The following is a 22,154-nucleotide window of genomic DNA, read 5'->3' as shown; positions in this document are numbered from 1 at the left end:
TCCCCTCAGGCTTCCATGATCGATGTGAGCGCGCGGCCGACCCGGTCAGGACCAGGGAAATAGGCCCATTCCTGCGCATGGGGATATGGCGTGTCCCAGCCGGTCACACGAACGATCGGCGCCTCGAGATGATAGAAACAATCACGCTGCACGAGGGCTGCAAGCTCCGCTCCATAGCCACAGGTAAGTGTTGCTTCATGCACGATCACACAGCGTCCGGTCTTTTTGACAGACGCCATGATGGTTTCGGTATCCAGCGGCAGTAGCGTGCGTAGATCGATGATTTCAGCATCGACGCCTGTCTCTTCTGCGGCTGCGAGAGCCACATGAACCATGGTGCCGTATGCCAGCACGGTCACATCATTACCTTCGCGACGGATCGCAGCCTTGCCGAGTGGTACGGTGTAATAGCCTTCAGGCACATCACCCAGATCATGCTTTTTCCAGGACGTGACCGGCTTATCATGGTGACCATCGAAAGGTCCGTTATAAAGCCGCTTCGGCTCAAACATGATGACGGGATCGGGGTCTTCGATGGCTGCCAGCAGCAGGCCTTTCGCATCGGCAGGTGTCGAAGGCATCACTGTTTTCAAGCCCGAAACATGAGTGAAAAGTGCCTCCGGGCTCTGGCTGTGTGTCTGCCCGCCATAGATGCCGCCGCCTGACGGCATACGGATCACCAGAGGGCATGTAAACTCGCCCGCCGAGCGATAGCGCAAGCGCGCTGCTTCCGAGACGATCTGGTCATAGGCCGGATAAACATAGTCCGCAAATTGCACTTCGATACAGGGGCGCAAGCCATAAGTCGCCATGCCGATGGCTGTACCGACAATACCGAGCTCACTGATCGGCGCGTCGAAGCAGCGCTCTTTGCCGTATTTTTTCTGCAAACCGGCGGTGCACCGAAACACGCCGCCAAAGTAGCCAACATCCTCACCGAACACGACAACCTTCTGATCGCGCTCCATGGCAATGTCATGGGCGTTCTGAATGGCCTCGATCATCGTCATTTTTGTCGTCTTGATCATGTCTCAGAACCCCGCTTCATGGCGCTGGCGGATCAAATGCGGTGGCGTCTCGGCGTAGACATCTTCAAACATGTCGCGCATGGAAGGCTTGCGCCCGTCATGCAATGTGCCGATGGCCTCTGCTTCGCGCTGGGCCGCCACAACCATGTCCATCACTTCCGCTTCGGCCTGCTTGTGACGCTCATCACTCCACACACCGCGCAAAATGAGATGGTTCTTCAATCGCAAAACTGGATCACCCAAGGGCCATGCATCGCTTTCGGCCTTGGGGCGATAGGCGGATGGATCGTCGGATGTTGAATGCCCACCGGCGCGATAAGTCACATATTCAATGATTGTCGGGCCCAGATTGCGTCTCGCGCGTTCGACTGCCCATTTGGCCACGACATGAACAGCCAGATAATCGTTGCCGTCAACCCGTAGGGCCGGAATGCCGAAGCCATGGCCGCGCGCCGCGAACGTACCGGAACCGCCACGAGCGATACCCTGAAATGTTGAAATCGCCCACTGGTTGTTGACGATGTTCATCACCACAGGCGCCTTGTAGGTCGAAGCAAAAACAAGTGCTGCGTGAAAATCACTTTCTGCCGTCGAACCATCGCCAATCCATGCGGCGGCAATCTTCGTGTCATGGCTGATGGCAGAAGCCATGGCCCAGCCGACAGCCTGCGTATATTGCGTGGCAAGATTGCCGGAGATGGTAAAGAAGCCATGCTCCTTTGACGAATACATCACCGGAAGCTGGCGGCCCTTCAACGGATCCTGCTCGTTGGAGAAAATCTGGTTCATCATCGTGACGAGTGGATAATCGTCAGCAATGAGTAATCCCGCCTGTCGATAAGTCGGGAAATTCATGTCGCCCTTGCGCAACGCCTTACGGAAAGCGCAGCTGACGGCTTCTTCGCCCAGATGCTGCATATAGAACGAGGTCTTGCCCTGACGCTGGGCCATCATCATGCGCGCATCATAGGCACGCAGTATCATCATATGACGCAGCCCCTCTTTCAGCTCATCATCTGTAAGGGTGCCCGCCCAGGGACCAACAGCCTCACCTTCTCGATTGAGCACCCGGATGATGCTGAACGCCAGATCGCGCATGGCTTCCGGCTTTTCATCTATTTCGGGACGGCGGACGCTGCCTGCACGTGGGATTTTGACATGGGAGAAATCCGGCACATCGCCGGGCCGCCATTCCGGTTCAGGAACATGCAGGGAAAGGACGACATCGTCGCTCATGCGGGCATACCTCGCAAATTGGCACAAAATGTCGAACGGGTGGATTTCGATTTTGTTCCGGCAAAGCATCTGCGCCCGACCGATAGCCAACCCCAAACAGACTGGCTTCATTCCTCCCATGCGACGTGAAGTCGGTTTTCCTCCTCCGATTTCACTTCATTCAGGGTGGAACGGCTTTCAAAATAAAGCAAGATTATTCTTCATCGACCGTGTTCCAGAAAACGCTTTCTGGTTCCGAAGGAAAATAAAGGCCGTTGAATCTCTTGATCGAAACAAGCTTATACAGCTGATTTCATATACGTTTCTTATGATAAGAATGGGGTCTACGATGCGCAATATTATTTCTTTACGTTGACGAATACGTCAGTACCAATTGGTACGATTACGATATGGGCGGAAGGAAAATTATTGGCTCTTCTGACATGTGAGGCATTTTGTCCACAGGTCCAGCAGCCGTTTTGGTTGCCGGATTCCAGGAATCGATTTGGTTTTGACGACAAATAAAGAAATGGCCCGTTTCCGGACCATTTCTTTTTGTAACTCAATGATGCTTGGTGCCTTCGCGAGCCAGATCAGCGGTTGGGTCGCCAGCGAGGCGCTTGCGCGCCCTATCATCCATCAACTCATACCACATGGCGTTTAATACGGCGAAAGCGACGGCAAGCGGCAGGCCCAGAAGCCAGGAAAAATACCACATTTTGCTCTTCCTTTCTCAGTTTGGATTTATCGGGCGCTCTAATAAGCGTGGTTGCTTTCGTCTTCGATCATTTCCTTATCAACCTTGCCCCACAGGACTTTGTAGACCCATGAGGTATAGGCGACGATAAGCGGAAGGAAGATCAACGACACCACCAGCATGATGAACAAAGTCATGTGGCTTGACGAAGCATCCCATACTGTCAGGCTCGAGCGTGGATCGCTCGAAGATGGCAGAATGAACGGGAACATCGAAACGCCGACGGAGGCTATGATGCCGAAGACAGATAGTTGCCCGATAAGTATCGGCGCCACCTCTCGTTTAGTTCGAAGCGTGATGAAGAGCAGCAACGGAGCAAGAATACCGAGCGCGGGCGCGATCAGCAGTACCGGGTAGTTCGCATAATTGACGAACCAGGCACTATGATCGAGCTCAACAGCCTTGCGTAGCGGGTTGGATGGCCCATCCGTCACCACAGCGCTTGTGATGGCATATCCCGACACCCAGGACCAGTTGATGATACCTGCCACCACGTAGAGTACGGTCGTCAGCAGCGCAGCAATGCTGCCATATGAACGCGCCCGTGCCTGCACCTCATCAGTGGTCTTCAGCACCAGCCAGCTTGCTCCCAGCATAATCAGCATCGTAACAGAAAGGACGCCGCAAAGAAGTGCAAACGGATTGAGCAAGCCGAAGAAAGTCCCTTCATAGAAGATCTGGAGATCATTGTTGAAGCGGAATGGCACACCCTGCAATACGTTTCCCATAGCAACGCCGAAGATCAACGCAGGCACAAAGCCGCCAATGAACAGTGCCCAGTCCCAACTCGTACGCCAAACGACGCTATCGCGCTTGGAGCGAAATTTGAAGCCAACCGGACGCAGGATCAGGGCAAACAATATGATGAACATTGCCAGATAGAAGCCTGAGAAGGACACAGCATAAAGCAGCGGCCAGGCTGCGAAGACAGAGCCACCGCCAACGATCAGCCACACCTGATTGCCTTCCCATACCGGACCGATCGTATTGATGACAACGCGGCGTTCCACATCGGTTCTGCCCACGAACGGCAACAATATACCGACACCGAGATCGAAGCCGTCCATCGCGGCAAAGGCGATCAGCAATACACCGAGCAGCACCCACCAGATGATGCGAAGTGTTTCATAGTCCAATAAATCGCTGAGTATCATGATCTTTACTCCGCTGGCGCAATGCTTACAGGTGCAAGCTTTGCTTCAGGTTTGCTGTCGGGTGCTGGTCCAGCTTTGATCGCGCGGAACATGAGGCCCATTTCGATGATGAAGAGGACCGTATAGATCGCGACAAATCCAGCGATGGTCAAAAGAACCGTCGAGGCACCAAGATTGGAGACTGCAACCGCTGTCGGCAGAATGCCTTCAATAATCCATGGTTGCCGTCCGAATTCGGCAACGATCCAGCCCATCTCAGCGGCGATCCAGGGAAGTGGGATTGCGAATACTGCAACTTTCAGCAGGAACGGATAACGATCCAGCTTGCGTCGCGCTGACAACACAAAGAATGTGCCCGTCAACAGGATCATGAAGAAGCCAATACCGACCATGATGCGGAATGCCCAGAACAGCGGCAGAACGCCCGGAACCGTATCGTTGGCCGCCTGCGTGATCTGTGCATCTGTCGCCTGACGCGGATCATCGACATAGCGCTTCAAAAGCAGCGCATAGCCCATCCACTGGCTGTTGTCGGCGAAAACGTCCTTAACATCCTGTGGCACAGCGTTTGTATCGCCTGCAGCACGGATTTTCTGAAGCGCGTCATAGGCGAGGATGCCCTTGCGGATATGTCCTTGCGCGTTTTCGACAAGCTGTTCGATGCCTTCAATCGGCGTTGTGAGCGAGCGTGTACCGATCAGGCCCATGACCCAGGGAATATGCACGGCATAATGGGTTTCACGCGCTTCCTGATCTGGAAAACCGAAGAGTGTGAAGGAAGCCGGAGCTGGCTCTGTTTCCCACATGGCTTCGATGGCCGCGATTTTCATCTTTTGATGCTCGTTGGCGAGATAACCGCTTTCATCGCCGAGAACCACCACGGAGAGAGAAGCCGCAAGGCCGAAAGATGCCGCAACGGTCATCGACCGCTTGGCAAGCTCGGTTGAGCGCCCCTTTAGCAGATACCAGGCAGAAATGCCGAGTACGAAAACCGAAGCGATTACATAGCCAGCCGAAACTGTATGAACGAACTTCGCTTGTGCGACAGGGTTCATGAGAACCGCAAAGAAATCGGTGATTTCCATGCGCATGGTTTCTGGATTGAAAGCTGAGCCGACCGGGTTCTGCATCCAGCCATTCGCTATCAAAATCCAGAGTGCGGAGAAATTTGAAGCGGCAGCAATGGCATAGGTCACCATAAGGTGCCCGATCTTGGAAAGGCGATCCCAACCGAAGAAGAACAGACCCACGAATGTTGCTTCAAGGAAGAAGGCCATCAGGCCTTCGATCGCCAGAGGAGCTCCGAAAATATCGCCTACATAATGGCTGTAATAACTCCAGTTCATACCGAACTGGAACTCCATCACAACGCCGGTAGCGACGCCCATGGCGAAGTTGATACCAAACAGCGTACCCCAGAACTTGGTCATCTGCCGCCAGATGAGCCTTCCGGTCATGACATAAACGGTTTCCATGATGGCAAGCAGCACGGATAGACCCAATGTCAGAGGTACGAAGAGGAAGTGATAAAGTGCCGTGATTGCAAACTGCAATCTCGACAGGGAGACAATATCGAATTCCATCTCTTTAAGCCGGCAAATCCGGCCCTCCTGATGTTATGAGCTGTTACCGACGATGGTCGGCTCACAGCCCCCCTACTTAAATTTTACCTCAAGGATTTGAGGGCTTCTTCGAAAGAGGGTTCTCCTTTGGTCATCGAGTTAACGAGCGCGCCTTGTTCCAAAACAATCGCACGATCACAGATGCGTGCTTCGCGTTGAATATGCGTCGCTATCAACAAGGTTCGGTCTTTGGCCTGTTCATCAAGGCGGTAAAGCACATCCTCGGCAGTAGCCTGATCGAGCCCTTCAGTGGGCTCATCAAGGAGCCATAAAGGAGCATCTGTCAGAAACAGCCTGGCTAAAGCTAGGCGTCTGGCCTGACCACCAGAAAGCCCAAGTCCTCCCTCGCCCAGAACCGTATCCAGTCCCTCGGTCTGGGCTTCCATGAAGTCGCCCAAACCGGCGGCTTCCAATGCGGCATTCAATTCCGCATCATTTGCATCTGACTTCGCGAGCTTGAGATTGTTACGAAGACTGTCTTTGAAAAGCTCAGTTCGTTGCGTCAGAAGTCGTGCTGGTAAAACTCGGACAGTGCCATTTTCGGCGCTGATCTCACCTGCCAGCAGATTGAAAAGTGTAGACTTACCAGCGCCGCTGGAGCCGATGATCGCTACGCGATCACCCGCGACAATGTTCAGATCAAACGCATCAAGAGCTTTCGTTATAGAACCTTCATGACGAAGGCCGACCTGTTCGAGGGTCACCGCACTGCCCTTTGCGGGCGATGGCAACGACTGGATCGCGTCCGATGCTTCAAGTGCTGGAGTGATGCGGCGTGCAGCAAGTATTGTGCGGCCGAGTTCCAATGCGCCACGACGCAGTGCCGCAAATGGTTCCATTGCGCCAAGGATAATCAGCAGCGCGAGAGCAGCTACAGGGGCATTGATCAATCCAGCTTGCATAAGAAGCCCGGCGCCAATCAGTCCACCTGCCAGGAGCCCCGCATGGAGAATGCCAAGACCGGCACCAGTCGAAATTTCAATGCGATTGAGAACGCGGTCGCTTGATGCAATGTAGCTATCGGCTCGCATGATACTTGCATTCTGACTGTCCATCCGTCCAGCCATGATGAGTTCAGTCTGCCCTGCGACCAGATCGACTGTCCGTGCACGCAGCGCTTCGGTGCCTTTGGCGCGCTGACGCATCGGCTTTTCAGCGCGTTTGGCTGCAACAAGCGGCAGTCCCAGTCCGACACAAAGCAGCGTCAACGCAATGATCAAACCAAAAAGCGGATGCATCAGGCCAAGCGCCACACCAGCAATGAGTGCGGTTGCAAGCGCCGCACCTGCTGGCACAAGGACGCGTAGATAGAGTGAATCAAGCGCATCGATATCCGCGGTTAGTCGAAATAGAAGCCGTGCTGGTCGTTTGAGCAATGCATTCGCTGCCGTCGGGCGGGCCCAGCTGCGGAACAGCTTTTCGCGCAGCGCTGCGAGAATGGCGAGCGTCGCATCATGCGTTACAAGGCGTTCCAGATAGCGTGCGCCTGTGCGTAAAACTGCAAGAAGACGAATACCGGCGGCTGGTGCAAAAACATCGAAGACCATGGCTGTTGCAACACTCAAACCGGCGATAGCGGTGGCCGTGATAAACCACCCGGAAAGGCCGAGCAGAGCAATGCCTGTGAGAACCGTCGCTGTTGCAGCTGCAATGCCCGCGTAAAGCATCAGCCCTTTTGTGCGGAAGAAAAGTTGCAGGATTGGGCGGAGCGATTGAAGTCCGTTCATTCTGCTGCCCTCGTCTGCCAGACTTGGGCTTCGCCACTCAAATCATCGAGCCGAACAATGCGATCCATACGGCTTGCGAGTTTCTCATCATGCGTCGAAATGATGAGCGTCTTGCCTTTAGCGAGGCTGATCAGAGTGTCGGCGATGTGGTTCGCCGTTTCGTGGTCAAGATGTGCAGTTGGCTCGTCTGCGAGAATAATATCGGCGTCTTGATCGACAGCGATGCGTGCCAAGGCCAATCGAAGTGCTTCACCACCAGAAAGCCCTGCACCATTTTCGCCGATCACACCGGTTCCGGTAATGCCTGCCACATGACTCAGGGCCATCTGGTCGATTATTGACGCGGTCTTATCTGCATCGGCATTACGGCCAAGGGTTATATTATGCCGGGCACTTCCTGCAAAAATATGTGGCTTCTGACCGACCCATCGCATTCTCGCCCGGAGACTTGTGGTCGTTTCATCGTGAAGTACAACACCGCCAATACGGATTTCGCCTTCTTGGGGGGCTGCCAATCCAGCAATCAAGGCGAGCAATGTCGACTTGCCATAACCACTCGGTGCGAGAAGCGCCACATGTTCACCCGGCTCAATATCCAGATTGAAGTGGGCGAATACATCTTCGCCTGTGGAATACCGAAAGCGGATATTCCGAAGCATCAGCGAAGGTGCGTTCCTGACCGTTTCCGTAGCCTTGATGCCACCGACTACTGGCATTTCGTGTTTTGCAAGCTCTTCCAGCGCGTCAATGGCAGCTTCACCTGACGCCCTGTCATGCCAAACGGCTGAGAGATCGCGCAGAGGTTCAAAGAATGAGGGTGCAAGCAAGAGAATGAACAGGCCTTCAGCGAGGCTCAACTTATGCCCCCATGCACCAAAGCCCAGAGGCCCAAGCAGATGAAAGCCGATATAAACCGCTACCATAGCGACGCCAAGGGCTGCGAAAAGCTCCAGAACGGCAGATGAGAGAAAAGCGATACGCAGAACAATCATTGTCTTGCTGCGCAACGTCTCGGCATTATCGCGGAGACGTGTTGCGGTCATATCGACAGCATTAAAACTGCGAATTGTTGCAAGGCCCCGCAGACGATCGAGCAGAAAACCGTTCATGTCGCCCAAAGCAATGAGTTGCTTTTCACTGGCGGCTTTTGCACGCCAGCCGATCAGCGCCATGAAAATCGGGATCAAAGGTGCCGCTATCAGCAGGATCAGGGCTGCTACCCAGGAAAACCACAGGACGACTGCAAGAATTGCCAACGGAACCAGCATGACGCGAATGCGAACCGGCACAAAGCGAGAGAGATAAGGAACCACCATCTCTGCCTGCTCAGTGAGTATGCTTGCGGCCTCTCCGGAAGATGGACGCGATGTATCAAGGGGTGAGCGCTGCGATAGCGCAGCTACAGCTTTTTCCCGGAGCTTGGCTAATTCATTTCTTGCTGCATCGAAAGCCTTGGTCGCGCCATGTGCGTCCAGAAGGCTGCGCAAACAGCCTATAAGAAAAAGCCCGGCAGCAAGATAATAGATTGTGGCATCAAAGCCTGTATTGGCTAAATAGCCCACGCCATAGGCGAGAAGTGCGGCCTGTGGCAGCCATAAAAGGGCCGCCAAGGCCTGAATCCTTGCCCCCGTTTTCAGCAGAGACGGAACTGGACGCCGATGCGGACGACGCTTGCCGTCTGGTGTTTCGCCGTCTTGTTGTGCCGTTTCTTCCGTTCGGGGGACAACGGGTTTCACTCTCGTTTAGGCTCCTTTTTGGCCGATGCTCTCCCGCGTCCCAGCGCCACGATCTTGTCCGTGGTTTCCAGAAAGCGGGTTACCTTGGCGCCAAGCGCCAGAAGGCTGGTCAATCTGTCGGTATCGAGTTTCTTGACGTCGTCGTACCAATTGGTCAGTCGCTCGATGAGCGCGTACATGTCCTTCATGCGATCTTGCGCAAAACGGTCGCTGTCGCCTTCCGGTTGCTCCATCAGAACTTCGCGAAGCACCGACAAAGTCGGATCGATTTCGCGCTTCTTGCGTTCTTCCGCAAGCGTTCGCAAAATCAGCCATACGTCGCCCGGAGTCGTGAAAAAGTCGCGACGATCACCGGGTATGTGCTTCAGCAGCACAAGATTCCAGCCCTGTAACTCGCGGATGCCCATCGAAACGTTGGAGCGCGAAACACCAAGCGCATCAACGATATCATCCGCACACAAGGGTTCAGACGATAGATAGAGCAGCGCATAAATCTGTCCAACCGTACGGTTGATACCCCAGCGGCTACCCATCTCTCCGAAGTGGAGTACAAACGACTGAACAATTGGCGATAATTCCAAGCTCTCTCTCCCGTAAATTCTGAATTTTCAGAAATTACTGAAATTCAGATAATTCAAATGGTCTCGACCTTCAATCCGCATGTCTGGATGCAAGGTGCATATGGACAATTGGCCGCAGCCTTCAGCACTCCTCCAAATGCCTCAAGCCGATGCTTCCAACCATCATTTCTGGTCGGAAGATGAAGGAAGCTCTTTGCTGTCCTGCGTCTGATCACGATGAATCACTGCACGGCTCAGCAACATGAGCGTTACCGGCGTTGTGATGACCACAAAGACGGTAATCAACACTTCATGCAGAATCGGCTTGGATTGCAAGATGGAGAAAAACATGATGGAAGCGATCAAGATTCCACCGGCGCCGAACGAAGAACCAATTGTCGGCGCGTGAATGCGTTCATAAAAACTCTTGAAACGAACAAGTCCAATGCAACCGACGAGCGTCAGGAAAGCACCGGAGACTAGAAAAAATGAAATGACGATGGCGGCCCAGACGGGCAGATCAGCGGCTCCGATCATTCGATCACCTCCCCGCGCATCAGAAATTTGGCAAGTGCCACAGTGGCGACAAACCCAAGCAGCGAAATGATAAGTGCGGCTTCAAAATAGATGACGCTGCCCGTGCGCATGCCAAAAGTAAGCAGCAACAGAAGTGCGTTGAGATAGAGAGCGTCGGTCGCCAGCACGCGATCTTGCGCGCGTGGTCCGATGAGCAAGCGATAAACCACACAGCCCATAGCTGCTATGAGCATGACCTGTGCAGCGAGCAGCGACCAGAAAAGAATAACTGCGCTCATGCCGATTGCTCCTCTTTCACTATGTCTCGCGCTCCGAATATACGAATAAGAGGCTGTTCATAGCGCTGCTTGATTGTCGTTCGCCAGGTTTTTGCGTCTTCCAGATCAAGAACATGGATCGTCAGCGCCTTGCGGGCAACGTTGTAATCAACCCAGGCAGTTCCCGGCGTTGTGGTGATGATGCAAGCAAGGACCGCCAGTCCTGTCCGGTTTTCAAGATCGAGTGGAATGACCACGAAGCCCGGGTGACGCTCCTTACGCGGCGACAGGATCAGCTTCACAACCGCAATATTTGATGTGAGAATGTCGATGCTGACGGCGCCGAACAGCCACAACATGGTCGGGAGTGAGCGCAGATGATTTTTCTGCGGCTGAAGCGCTGTCATCGCAAGGCAAGCAAAGAGCGCAATAATGATACCCAAGATTAGCTGCGCACGTGTAAACCCGTTCAGCAAAAGCCAGAACACAATCAAAGATAAGAAGAGCAGCGGGAAAGGTAGAATTTTTCTCATTTTACCTCCACCGTTTCTCCGCCCACCCGCGGCGCTTTAAGGACACTGTTGATGTAGTCTTTTGGATTGTGCAGCGAACGAGCTGTCGCATCCATATATCCCATGGCCGGACCTGCTGCGATGGTCAGCGCCAGACAGACGGCCAGAAGACCGGCAATCGGCACCACTTCGCGAACCAGAACACGTGGAACATTGCCCTCAAGCGAGGCCCAGAATGTGCGAATGCCTGTGCGGGTCATCGCAATCAGCGCTGAAAGGCCTGAAAGCAGGATAAGCGCTATCAGTGCCCAACTTGCAGGGCTGACGGGCATAGCTAATGTCGGGGCTGCTCCATCGCCGTTGAAAACGGCTGCAAGGATCAGGAACTTGGCAATGAAGCCCGAGAATGGCGGCAAGCCAATCAGAAGAATTGCTACTATGGCAAAGCAGGTGCCGAGAATGGCAAGGGTCGCAGGCAGAACGACGCCAACTTCCTCTTCCTCTTCTTCTTCCTCGTCGTCGCCATAGGCTTCCATCGTGACCGCAAGAACGTTTGCCGCTGCATCCTGACCGCGTTCGACAAGTTCGATCAGAAGGAAGAAAGCAGCAATCGTCAGCGTTGAGCTGACCATGTAGAAGAGTGCTGCACCAGTCATTGCGGTATTGCCACTGCCGATGGCTGCAAGCAATGTACCGGATGACACCAAAATGCTGTAGCTCGCCAGACGCCCCATAGCCTGCGATGCAACCACGCCGATCAGGCCGAAAGCCAGCGTGACCATGCCGCCATAATAAAGCCAGTCATTACCAAAGCCATAGGATTCGCCAGCACCTATACCGAACATGAGCGGCGAAAGACGCAAAAGGACGTATATGCCGACCTTACTCATAATCGCGAAAATAGCCGCAATTGGAGCGGCCGCTGCCGTATAAGCAGGCACCAGCCAAAAATTGAGCGGCCACATGCCTGCTTTCACCAGGAAGGCGACCGCGAGAATGGCGGCGCCTGCTTCAAGAAGCATGCGATCTTCCGGCGTTACTTGCGAAATCTTCTGTGCGAGATCTGCCATATTAAGCGTACCCGTCACACCGTAAATCAGACTGACGCCGATTAGGAATAGTGACGACGCAACCAGATTGACCGCGATATAATGCATGCCCGCCTTGACGCGCGCCGGTCCTGAACCATGGAGTGCCAGGCCGTAAGATGCTGCGAGCATAACTTCGAAGAACACGAAGAGATTGAAGAGATCGCCCGTCAGAAATGCGCCATTCAGGCCCATCAGCAGGAGCTGGAAGATCGTATGAAAATTCGGGCTCGCCTTGTGCCAATGAGCAAGCGCAAAGCTGAGAGCGGCCAGAGCAAGCACACTGGTCAGCATCAGCATCAATGCAGCAAGCCTGTCGAGAACCAGCACAATGCCGAATGGTGCAGGCCAGTTGCCGATCAGGTAAACTGAAGCTTCCGGTGCCGTTTCGCTGGCAATTCCGAGTAGCGTGTACGCGATGTAGATCAAGCCCATGATGGAAATCGTATTGATCGCCATTTTGAGCTTGCGCTTGCGTTCATCGAACAACAACAACAATGCAGCCGTTACAAGCGGCAAGATAATGGGTGCGACGATGAGGTGCGATTTCCAATCCATCATCAATTCTCCTTGCCGTCGACATGGTCGGTACGTGTCATTCCGCGCGAAGCGAGCAACACGACAAGGAAAAGCGCGGTCATTGCAAAGCCGATTACGATAGCGGTCAGAACCAGCGCCTGAGGCACAGGGTCGGTATATTGCGCAGCCTGAACATTGATGCCGGAGTCAAGCACAGGCGGTGCGTTGGTGCGCAAACGGCCCATCGAGAAGATGAACAGATTAACCGCATAAGACACAAGTGCCAGTCCAATGGCGACCTGAAATGTGCGCGGACGCAGGATCAGCCAGACACCGGATGACATCAACACACCGATTGCTATAGCGAGAACCAGTTCCATCAGTTCTCCTCCTTCGCAGCGGCAAGTTTTTCAACACGATGTTTACGGATCGACTGGTGGGCCAGTGCAATCAAAATCAGAACGGTAGCACCCACGACCAGAGTGAAGACGCCGATATCAAACAAGAGTGCACTCGCAAGGGGCATTTTTCCGATGTTCGGTATATCGGCATACTGGAAGAAGGATGTGAGGAACGGATACCCGAATATCCATGCGCCCGCCCCTGTCACAGCAGCGACAAGCAGCCCTATGCCTATCCAGCGTACAGGCAGGATACGCAGATGATCTTCCACCCAACGCGTACCAGCGGCAAGATATTGCAGAATGAACGCAATCGCCAAGGTGATGCCGGCCGCAAAGCCACCGCCGGGCAGGTCGTGTCCGCGCAGGATCAGATGAACCGCGAGTACAATAATGACCGGGAACAGCCACTGCATGATTACAGAAGGCACCGCCAGATAGTCGGTGAGCGTTTCGCCCTTCTCGCGGTCTTCCATGGCTTCATCATAAGCGTCCTGAATCTTCTGCTGTGCAGTCGAACCGGTGCTGTCAGGTGCAGGGCGGAAACGACGCAACAGCGCAAAGACCGTCAGGCCTACGATGCCGAGAACCGCGATCTCACCAAAAGTATCGAAGGCGCGGAAATCAACCAGAATGACGTTCACGACATTCTTGCCGCCGCCACCCAAATAGGCATTCTGCAGAAAGTAATCGCCAATACTAACCGGCGATGGGCGGGTCATCATTGCGTAAGAGATAATAAACACACCGACGCCAGTGCCAATGGCCAGCGCGAAATCGCGATAGCGGCGCAGTCTTGGGCCGAACTTCACTGGAATAGGATCTGGATCTTCCCAGCGCTTGGGCAGCCAGCGCAGGCCAAGCAAAAGCAGAACGGTGGTCACGATTTCCACCAGCAACTGCGTCACAGCGAGATCGGGTGCAGAAAGCCAGACAAATGTAATACAGGTGATAAGCCCTGCCCCGCCGAGCAAAATCAACGCTGCAAGACGGTGATATTTTGCCTGATAAGCAGCGCCAATCGCACAGGCTCCACCCAAAATCCAAAGACCAGCAAAGATCGGATCGACAGGCTGAACGCCAAGCATACCCGCATGGATACCATCTTCCAAAATTGGCCATGCCGCAGCGACGAGTGCAACGGTTACAACAATGCGAAGCTGCGGCTGAAGGCGACGCGTGCTGAAGAAACTTTCAGCCTTACGTGCCCAGTTCCAGGAAACGGTGACGAGCACGCGCTCGAAAATACGTTGTCCCTGCAAATGACGGAAGAATGGGGGCCCGTCTTCACTGGTCGCAAGATAATTTTTCAGCGCCCAATGCAGAATGATACCGCCAATCATCGCCACAATACTCATCATCAACGGAAGATTAAATCCATGCCAGACTGAGAGGCTATATTGTGGTGTCGCATCTCCAAGTACTGAAACCACAGCCGAGTGCAGGAAAGGTCCGATTGCGATATTTGGAATGATGCCGATCAACAGGCAGAGCAAGACCAGAAGTTCGATCGGACGACGCATCCAGTGCGGCGGTTCATGCGGTTGTTTCGGCAGATCGTGGGGTGCAGGACCGAAGAATGTTGAATAAATGAAACGCACCGAATAAGCGACTGTGAATACACCCGCCAGCGTTGCGATATATGGCGTGAGCGTATCCAACGACGAAGCCATATGTGTTTCAACAGCTTCGGCAAAAAACATTTCCTTGGAGAGGAAGCCATTGAGCAGCGGAACACCAGCCATGGACGCGCTCGCAACCATGGCAAGCGTTGCAGTATAAGGCATGGCGCGCGCAAGACCGCTCAGCTTGCGCATGTCACGTGTGCCGGTTTCGTGGTCGATGATACCTGCTGCCATGAACAAAGATGCTTTGAAGATGGCGTGATTGACCATGTGGAAGATCGCTGCGACGGCAGCAAGCGGACTGCCAAGGCTCAACAGAACCGTAATAAGCCCAAGGTTGCTGATGGTTGAATAAGCCAGCAAACCTTTGAGGTCCTGCTGGAATACCGCAAAGAAGCTGCCGATCAGCAAGGTCGTCAGACCGGCAAGGCCCAAAATCCAGAACCATTCTTCGGTGCCGGCAAAGATCGGCCACAAGCGCGCGAGCAGGAAAACACCCGCTTTCACCATTGTTGCAGAATGCAGATAGGCGGAAACCGGTGTTGGCGCCGCCATCGCATTGGGTAGCCAGAAATGGAAGGGGAACTGCGCTGACTTGGTGAAAGCCGCTATCAGAATGAGGACAAGCGCGACCGTATAAAGTGGGTGGGCGCGAACGACGTTTCCTGCTTCGAGAACCTTGTCCAGATCGTAGCTGCCGACAATGTGGCCGAGCAAAAGCACGCCTGCAAGCAAACAGAAGCCGCCGATACCGGTTACTGTCAAAGCCATACGTGCGCCATCACGTGCGCTGGCGTTGTGATACCAGTAGCCAATGAGCAGGAACGAGAAGATGCTGGTCAGCTCCCAGAAAACGGCGAGCAGAACAATATTACCCGATAGCACAACGCCGAGCATCGAACCCATGAAGGATAGCAGGAACGAGAAAAAACGTGGGACCGGGTCTTCCGGTGACATGTAATAACGCGCGTAAATGACAACCAACAGGCCAATGCCGGTAATCAACATGGCAAAAAGCCAGGCGAAACCATCCATTCGAAATGTTACATTCAGGCCGTAATTTGGAAGCCAGTCAATTGATCCGCGAACAACACCACCATCGGCTACGATAGGATAAAGGCTTGCTGTGATGACAAAGGCTACAAGCGCGATGGCTGCTGTGAACCATGCCGATCCTGTGCGATCAACCCCTTTGAATAGACCTGTGATAGCGCTGCCAAGAAACGGTAAAAGGACGAGCAAAAAGAGCATTCTGCCGTCCATCGTCATGCGCCACAGGCCTCCATTCCGTAATCAAGGTTGATCCGAAGCAGACACCGCTCATGAAAACAGCAACAGGAATGCTCCGGTAAGATGTCGAGAGGAATCATATGTTCCGATGTCTTTATTATGACGGGCTAGAGGTTATTATGGCAATAGCTTTCAATGGCTTATCGCGATATTTTGAATCATTTCAGTCTGCAAATGCGTGCGAAAAAGGCTTCCTTGGGACCAGGTTTCCACACAACCACACTTTGTCGGGCATATTGACGTGTAATTTTTGCAGTCGAATGACGGTTACTCCGTGCGCGTCGGCTGATTGAATTAGCGATTCCTAACCTTCAATAACTGTCCTGGCGAGTTTTTCTGCCTGAACCCGAATATCCGGCACTGCCGTCACTTCCCAGAAGCTGCCTTTTGTGACCGGTCCAATGGCAAAGATTGGCCCCGACGGTTCACCGCGCGCATTCAAGATCTGCAGATCGTTCGTAACATCAAGGCCAAGATCAATGGCATCTGGCTTTGCAAGTCCGTGCTCCATCAGGCTTATCAGTGCAGGATTGCGGGTCGTTGAAAATCGCGAGCTTCCGCCACGACAATCGATAATCGTTTGGACATCAAGCTCCTCAAGTCCCTCGCCCCGCCGTTTACGGTAGCGAATTGCGATGTTCTCAGCCTTGCTTTTAACAGAAGCGAGATGGGCAGCAGTGATTGTAAGCTGTCCTGATTGCTGTGCGGATTCAATACGATCAGCGATTTCCGGGGCCATGCGATGACGATGAACGTCCCACCACGGTCGCAGATGGCGCAAAAAGCTCTGGCGTTGCCTCAATGGCAATCTGTTCCAGATATTTTTCGTGTGAGGTCGCAATCCGTCAATGACGCTGCGCCAGCTTTTGCCTTCTGCTTCGCATTGTTCAATTATCTTACGAACAATATACAAGAGTGAAGGCAACCCATCGGCAACCGGCAACGCATCCGCATTGATTGGGAATGGTTCAGCCGATGCATGGCGTGCAGGCAGCAGACCGCGCCGCGAAATTGTATGGATCTTCCCCTTATGTCCCTGATCGAGCAGCGAAATCACGCTGTCGATCATCGATAGCCCTGTGCCAAAAATTGCAATTGAATGATCTGACGGAATGTCGAAATAACCGTTGCTGGACCAGTATTCTGTGACATGGCTGCCGGACGTAGCAATTGCGGCTTCATTGCCCGTGGCAACAATCACAGCATCGGCCGGAAAGCATTCTCCCTCAGAACTCGTTACCTGCGGTTTGATGCCGTCATACGAAACGTCGGAAACGTCTGTGTTTTCAATGAAAATACGTGGCTTATCACTCGCGAAATATGGCTTGAGCAAATCATTGAGGTAGAGCCGATAGAAAGCGCGTGGTGCGAAGGATTGGGGTTGCCACTCGCCTTTTGTCACGGCGTGAGAATTGTTTTGAAGCCAGTGGAGAAAATGTTCGGGTTGATCTGGAAACGCACTCATATTGCTGGCGCGGACATTCAACAGATGGTTGGGATTTTGTGTAGAATAAGCGATCCCTGCGCCTAAGCTACCTGAGCGCTCGAAAATACGGACTGTGGTTTCAGCCGATTGGCCAAGCAATTGTGCGGCCATGAGAACACCGCTCGCACCGCCTCCGATAATTATAAATGACTTCAAATGATTGTGACCTCGTAACTTTTAGTCAGTTTTGAACCGGCGGTTCACACCAATTTTTTCTTTTACGTTCCCATATTCCGATAAATTTTGTCAGATTTTGATTGGAAGCGAAAGGCAAAAGCTAAACTATCTCTAAAATCCCCGCCGTTCCGTTCAAAAAAATTGAAACAATCTGACGGACAAACGCGTCATCTGTTGACAGTGTGTTTCAGAAATACAGGCTGGCGCCCTGCTTTAAAATCACAATATTTTGCACGAGATTTTCCCAGGCGCTGCAATAAGTTCGCAGCACAGAATCGCTGCAAAAACAGGACAATGATGATGAGCAACAGTTATATCGCCGCTCTCAAGAAGCGTCGTACACAATACGCACTCGGCAAGAATCTTCCCCTCTCCCAGGATGCGACCGCCGAACTGATCCGCGAAGCAATCAAGCATTCGCCATCCTCTTTCAATTCGCAAAGCTCACGCGCTATTGTTCTTTTTGGTGCTGAGAGCGAAAAGCTCTGGAATATCGCCAAGGAAGAACTCCGCAAGATCGTTCCTGCCGATGCTTTCGAGCAGACCGAAGCCAAGATCGACAGTTTTGCTGCCGGTGCAGGCACTGTGCTGTTTTTTGAAGACCAGAATGTTGTTAAGGGCTTGCAGGAAAACTTTGCACTCTATGCAGACAATTTCCCTGTCTGGTCAGAACAGGCCGGTGGCATGGCACAGCTTTCGGTTTGGTCGGCGCTTGCTAATGAAGATATTGGTGCAAGCCTTCAACACTATAATCCACTGATCGATGCTGAAGTCGCCAAAGCCTGGAACATTCCATCGTCGTGGAAATTGCGCGCCCAGATGCCATTTGGTTCGAACGAGCAGGCTTTTGGCGATAAGGTGTTCATGGATGACACCGAACGGTTCAAAATCTTCGCATAATCCTTTGCTATTGCTTTGTGAAACGGCTGGAATTTTCCAGCCGTTTTTTTATTTGCGGCTAAGTATCTCCCACCATTGTGTCCCCTATAAAAACGGAATCTAATACTTCCGCGTTCAGGAGAGTCGTCACCGGAACGAACAGAGAGTTGATGAGAACGTCCGGGGATGGGCGTGATCTCCAGGGGAAAACACATGAAATTCGGAACTGCACTACCCGTTATTGCTTTGCAGCGCGGAACGCTCACCACAAGACTGAAGCGCGCGTCCATTCCTGCGGCACTGGCGTTTGCGCTTTGCCTGTCAGCATCACCAAAAGCCGTCGAAGCCGCCACGCCATCCGATACGCTCGTGATTGCAATGAGTATTGACGATATCATTTCGCTCGATCCGGCAGAAATCTTTGAAATCACGACGTCTGAAATGCTGACCAGCACTTATGAACGCCTTGTGACGACAGACACGAAAGACCCAACCAAGATTATTCCACAGATTGCTGAGAGCTGGAGTTTCTCCGACGACGGCAAATCGATCACGTTCAAAATTCGTGATGGTCTTAAGTTTGCCTCCGGCAACCCAATTACGGCGCATGATGCTGCTTATTCGCTCCAGCGCGCAATCAAGCTCGACAAAAGCCCTGCATTCATTCTGAGCCAGTTTGGCATCACAGCTGAGAATGTTGATCAGAATGTCGTTGCAACCGATGACAAGACATTCGTTTTCACCACCGGCAAGGCGTTCGCACCAAGTTTCGTCATGAACTGCCTGACGTCCAGCGTTGCATCGATTGTCGACAGCAAACTGGTGAAGGAACACGAGCAGAAGACCGAGAAGACGGACACTTATGCTTATGGCACCGACTTCGGATACGAGTGGCTGAAAAACAATTACGCCGGTTCCGGTCCGTTCGCTTTGAAACAGTGGCGTGCCAATGAAGTTATGCTTCTCGAACGCAATGAGAACTATGCTGACCCCAAGCCAGCCATGAAGCGTGTCATTTATCGTCACGTGAAGGAAGGTGTATCGCAACGGCTGCTGCTTCAGGCCGGGGATATCGACATTGCCCGCAATCTCGAACCCGGTGACATTGAAGAGCTGGGCAAAGATGCCAAGTTCAGCGTGATCAATGCGCCGAAGGGTCGTATTTATTATCTGAGCGCGAACCAAAATGTGCCGGAGCTGGCTAAACCAGAAGTGCGTCAGGCACTGAAGTATCTGATCGATTACGACACGATTGAAGCGACCCTGATCAAAGGCATTGGCCGCACACATCAATCCTTCCTGCCGGTCGGCATGTTTGGTGCGGTCGATGACAAGCCTTTCAAGTATGATGTTGAGAAAGCAAAAGAACTGCTTGAAAAGGCAGGGCTAAAAGATGGACTGAGCATAACGCTTGATGTTCGTAACAACCAGCCATATGTCGGAATTGCTGAAAGTATCCAGCAAACCATGGCCAAGGCCGGGATCAATGTTGAAATCCTGCAAGGCGATGGCAAGCTCACCACCACCAAGGTTCGTGCGCGCAAGCATCAGCTCGCTTTGGGTATCTGGGGGCCGGATTATTGGGACCCACACACTAATGCCGTCACATTCACCAACAACCCAAATAATGGTGATGAAGTGAATCTGCGCACAACCGCCTGGCAAGCTTCATGGGATATTCCTGAACTGACAGCGGAAACCATGGCGGCGGCGGAGGAACGCGATACTGCCAAGCGCGAAGCCATGTACCATGATCTTCAAAAGAAGTTTCAGGAAGACAGTCCGATCACGGTCATTTATCAGCAGATCGAAACGGCTGTGACAGCATCCAACGTTCACAATTTCGACATGGTAGCTGATGCGAACTATGTTGCGACTGTAACCAAGGACTAAAGTAGAAAAAAGAGTGATTTAGAGTGCCGATCCGATTCAATCAGATCGGCACTCCGACACGCATCAGTTCCTAAAACCGTTTCACACTTTTCGGGATGCGCTCTAACACCCAGCTTTTCTATTTATCAAAGCTGAAAGGTGGCAATTGCTCGAGCGCCGACTTCAGTGCCTCTGACCAGCTTTCCGAAACTGTCTGATAGTAAGGGTCGCTTGCTTCAAAGCGCCTGTGTTCGCCGAGCTCGAGGCTGTCAGTCTCGTAAATCTGCATATCAAGTGGCAGGCCGACTGAAAGATTTGCCTTTAGCGTCGAGTCAAAAGAAACGAGAAGAAGCTTGACGGCGTCCTCGAAGTTCATCGTCTCCTGATAGGCGCGCACCAGAATTGGCTTGCCGTATTTATTCTCGCCAATCTGGAAAAACGGCGTATCAGTTGAGCTTTCGATGAAATTGCCTTCAGGATAGATATAGAAGAGCCTTGGCTGACCACCTTTGATCTGTCCACCCAGAATGAACGATGCGCCGAATGCGTCTGCGCTTTGCCCGCCCGTTGCCGAGTTCGCAATCACTTCCTTGACCGTATCGCCGATGAGGCGCGCCACCTGAAACATGGATGGTGCATCGAACACCGACGGGTGCCTGTCTTCCGGAGCCTTCATGCGCTCTTCAAGCAAGCTGGCAACTGCTTGCGTGGTGGCGAGATTACCAGCTGATAAAAGTACGATCACGCGTTCGCCAGCTTTGTTCCAGCTCCGCATTTTCGAGAATGTCGAGATGTTATCGAGACCTGCATTTGTCCGTGTATCGGACATAAACACGAGGCCGCGATCAATTTTCATTCCAACGCAGTAAGTCATTAGCAGTTTCCGGCAGGCACTTTACAATCTTAAACAATCACTGTCCTACATTGATGTGAACCGCAAGACTTTCGACAGCGCCGCCAAGCCTTACCCCGGAAATTGGTGCTGCATCACGATAATCAAGCCCGGTCGCCAGACGAACATAGCGATCATTGGGACAGACATTGTTTGCAGCATCAAATCCTACCCAGCCAAGTCCATCGATATGCGCTTCCGCCCAGGCATGGCTTGCGGTCTGCTCCTCGGTGCCTTCCATTAGCAGATAGCCGGAAACGTAGCGGGCCGGAATTTTAAGCAGTCGTGCTGCCGACAGAAAGATATGGCTGTGATCCTGACAAACGCCCTTGCCCTCCTCAAGTGCGCTTTCCGCGTTGGTTGCAACACTTGTGGTGCCGGGCATATAGTTAACCGCTGTGTGAACAGAATTCATCAGTTCATGCAGCAATGCAAGGCGATCCTGATCTTTCGCCAGATCGCCAATCAGTGCCCGGATACGTTCGCCCGGTGTAGTCAGATGTGTTTCGCGTTCAAACAGCCACAATGGCGCATAGCCATAGACCGGACCCAGAACGCCAACACGATCTTCCACTTCAACACTGCCACTTGCGGTAATGATTATCTCATTCACATTGCGCGCGTGCTGGACAAGATCAGTCTTGTTGCCAAAGCCATCAATATAGGAAACCTCCGGCTCACCACCTTCGACCTTCAGTTCCCAATGTTTAATCAACTGGCCGGGCAATGTTGGCGGGCGTAGACGCAACCGCTGAACCGCATAAGGAACCGGGTTTTCATATCGATAATGTGAAACGTGGCGGATATTGAGCAACAAGCA

The 22,154-nt window shown here is 52.8% G+C and carries 19 protein-coding genes; 2 read left to right on the top strand and 17 right to left on the bottom strand.

Annotation, left to right across the window (positions count from 1 at the left end; all coding sequences use genetic code 11):
• Positions 1–5 precede the first annotated feature (5 nt).
• From CEV33_RS04400 to CEV33_RS04325, 15 genes are all read right to left on the bottom strand, one after another.
• Positions 6–1,028 carry an alpha-ketoacid dehydrogenase subunit beta gene (locus CEV33_RS04400; protein ID WP_094539209.1) on the bottom strand — a complete coding sequence of 341 codons (1,023 nt, stop codon included), beginning with the start codon at positions 1,026–1,028 and terminating at the stop codon, positions 6–8.
• 3 nt (positions 1,029–1,031) lie between these two features.
• Positions 1,032–2,264 carry a 3-methyl-2-oxobutanoate dehydrogenase (2-methylpropanoyl-transferring) subunit alpha gene (locus CEV33_RS04395; protein WP_094539208.1) on the bottom strand — a complete coding sequence of 411 codons (1,233 nt, stop codon included), beginning with the start codon at positions 2,262–2,264 and terminating at the stop codon, positions 1,032–1,034.
• Positions 2,265–2,805: 541 nt separating this feature from the next.
• Positions 2,806–2,961: a cytochrome bd-I oxidase subunit CydX gene (gene cydX, locus CEV33_RS04385; protein WP_094539206.1), complete on the bottom strand. Its 156-nt coding sequence runs from the start codon at positions 2,959–2,961 to the stop codon at positions 2,806–2,808.
• Between the two features lie 38 nt (positions 2,962–2,999).
• Positions 3,000–4,154 (bottom strand): cytochrome d ubiquinol oxidase subunit II, encoded by a 1,155-nt coding sequence (cydB, locus tag CEV33_RS04380; RefSeq protein WP_094539205.1) that lies wholly within the window; start codon positions 4,152–4,154, stop codon positions 3,000–3,002.
• A gap of 5 nt (positions 4,155–4,159) precedes the next feature.
• Entirely contained in the window at positions 4,160–5,737 is a 1,578-nt protein-coding gene (locus CEV33_RS04375) for a cytochrome ubiquinol oxidase subunit I (protein ID WP_094539204.1), read from the bottom strand.
• Between the two features lie 83 nt (positions 5,738–5,820).
• Complete coding sequence (gene cydC, locus CEV33_RS04370; protein WP_094539203.1) at positions 5,821–7,503, bottom strand: thiol reductant ABC exporter subunit CydC; 1,683 nt, start codon at positions 7,501–7,503, stop codon at positions 5,821–5,823.
• On the bottom strand, positions 7,500–9,239 hold the full coding sequence (gene cydD, locus CEV33_RS04365) for a thiol reductant ABC exporter subunit CydD (RefSeq protein ID WP_094539202.1): 1,740 nt from the start codon (positions 9,237–9,239) through the stop codon (positions 7,500–7,502). The genes cydC and cydD overlap by 4 nt, the downstream gene beginning before the upstream one ends.
• A complete protein-coding gene (locus CEV33_RS04360; RefSeq protein ID WP_024897891.1) occupies positions 9,236–9,820 on the bottom strand; it encodes a GbsR/MarR family transcriptional regulator in 585 nt (194 codons plus the stop codon). The genes cydD and CEV33_RS04360 overlap by 4 nt, the downstream gene beginning before the upstream one ends.
• A gap of 162 nt (positions 9,821–9,982) precedes the next feature.
• Positions 9,983–10,336, bottom strand: coding sequence for a monovalent cation/H(+) antiporter subunit G (mnhG, locus tag CEV33_RS04355; RefSeq protein ID WP_024897890.1), 354 nt, complete (start codon positions 10,334–10,336; stop codon positions 9,983–9,985).
• Positions 10,333–10,614: a K+/H+ antiporter subunit F gene (locus tag CEV33_RS04350; RefSeq protein ID WP_094539201.1), complete on the bottom strand. Its 282-nt coding sequence runs from the start codon at positions 10,612–10,614 to the stop codon at positions 10,333–10,335. The genes mnhG and CEV33_RS04350 overlap by 4 nt, the downstream gene beginning before the upstream one ends.
• Complete coding sequence (locus CEV33_RS04345) at positions 10,611–11,126, bottom strand: Na+/H+ antiporter subunit E (RefSeq protein WP_094539200.1); 516 nt, start codon at positions 11,124–11,126, stop codon at positions 10,611–10,613. The genes CEV33_RS04350 and CEV33_RS04345 overlap by 4 nt, the downstream gene beginning before the upstream one ends.
• Complete coding sequence (locus tag CEV33_RS04340) at positions 11,123–12,751, bottom strand: monovalent cation/H+ antiporter subunit D (RefSeq protein WP_094539199.1); 1,629 nt, start codon at positions 12,749–12,751, stop codon at positions 11,123–11,125. The genes CEV33_RS04345 and CEV33_RS04340 overlap by 4 nt, the downstream gene beginning before the upstream one ends.
• A 2-nt stretch (positions 12,752–12,753) precedes the next feature.
• A complete protein-coding gene (locus tag CEV33_RS04335; protein ID WP_007879195.1) occupies positions 12,754–13,092 on the bottom strand; it encodes a Na+/H+ antiporter subunit C in 339 nt (112 codons plus the stop codon).
• Positions 13,092–16,007 (bottom strand): monovalent cation/H+ antiporter subunit A, encoded by a 2,916-nt coding sequence (locus CEV33_RS04330; RefSeq protein ID WP_094539198.1) that lies wholly within the window; start codon positions 16,005–16,007, stop codon positions 13,092–13,094. The genes CEV33_RS04335 and CEV33_RS04330 overlap by 1 nt, the downstream gene beginning before the upstream one ends.
• A gap of 325 nt (positions 16,008–16,332) precedes the next feature.
• Positions 16,333–17,670, bottom strand: a complete 1,338-nt coding sequence (locus CEV33_RS04325) for an FAD/NAD(P)-binding protein (protein ID WP_094539197.1) — start codon at positions 17,668–17,670, stop codon at positions 16,333–16,335.
• A gap of 321 nt (positions 17,671–17,991) precedes the next feature.
• Here CEV33_RS04325 and CEV33_RS04320 point away from each other — a divergent pair, with 321 nt between their 5' ends.
• Positions 17,992–18,591: a nitroreductase family protein gene (locus CEV33_RS04320; RefSeq protein ID WP_094539256.1), complete on the top strand. Its 600-nt coding sequence runs from the start codon at positions 17,992–17,994 to the stop codon at positions 18,589–18,591.
• 192 nt (positions 18,592–18,783) lie between these two features.
• The gene (locus CEV33_RS04315) at positions 18,784–20,463 is read left to right on the top strand and encodes an ABC transporter substrate-binding protein (RefSeq protein WP_094539196.1); all 1,680 of its coding nucleotides are present in this window, start codon (positions 18,784–18,786) and stop codon (positions 20,461–20,463) included.
• A gap of 118 nt (positions 20,464–20,581) precedes the next feature.
• Here CEV33_RS04315 and CEV33_RS04310 read toward each other — a convergent pair whose 3' ends face one another.
• Positions 20,582–21,316 carry a proteasome-type protease gene (locus CEV33_RS04310; protein WP_094539195.1) on the bottom strand — a complete coding sequence of 245 codons (735 nt, stop codon included), beginning with the start codon at positions 21,314–21,316 and terminating at the stop codon, positions 20,582–20,584.
• A gap of 37 nt (positions 21,317–21,353) precedes the next feature.
• The gene (locus CEV33_RS04305) at positions 21,354–22,151 is read right to left on the bottom strand and encodes a transglutaminase family protein (RefSeq protein WP_094539194.1); all 798 of its coding nucleotides are present in this window, start codon (positions 22,149–22,151) and stop codon (positions 21,354–21,356) included.
• Positions 22,152–22,154 lie beyond the last annotated feature (3 nt).

Origin of the sequence: Brucella grignonensis, from assembly GCF_002252505.1 — a bacterium.
GTDB lineage: Bacteria > Pseudomonadota > Alphaproteobacteria > Rhizobiales > Rhizobiaceae > Brucella > Brucella grignonensis.
This window is presented reverse-complemented; position numbering and strand designations above follow the sequence as displayed.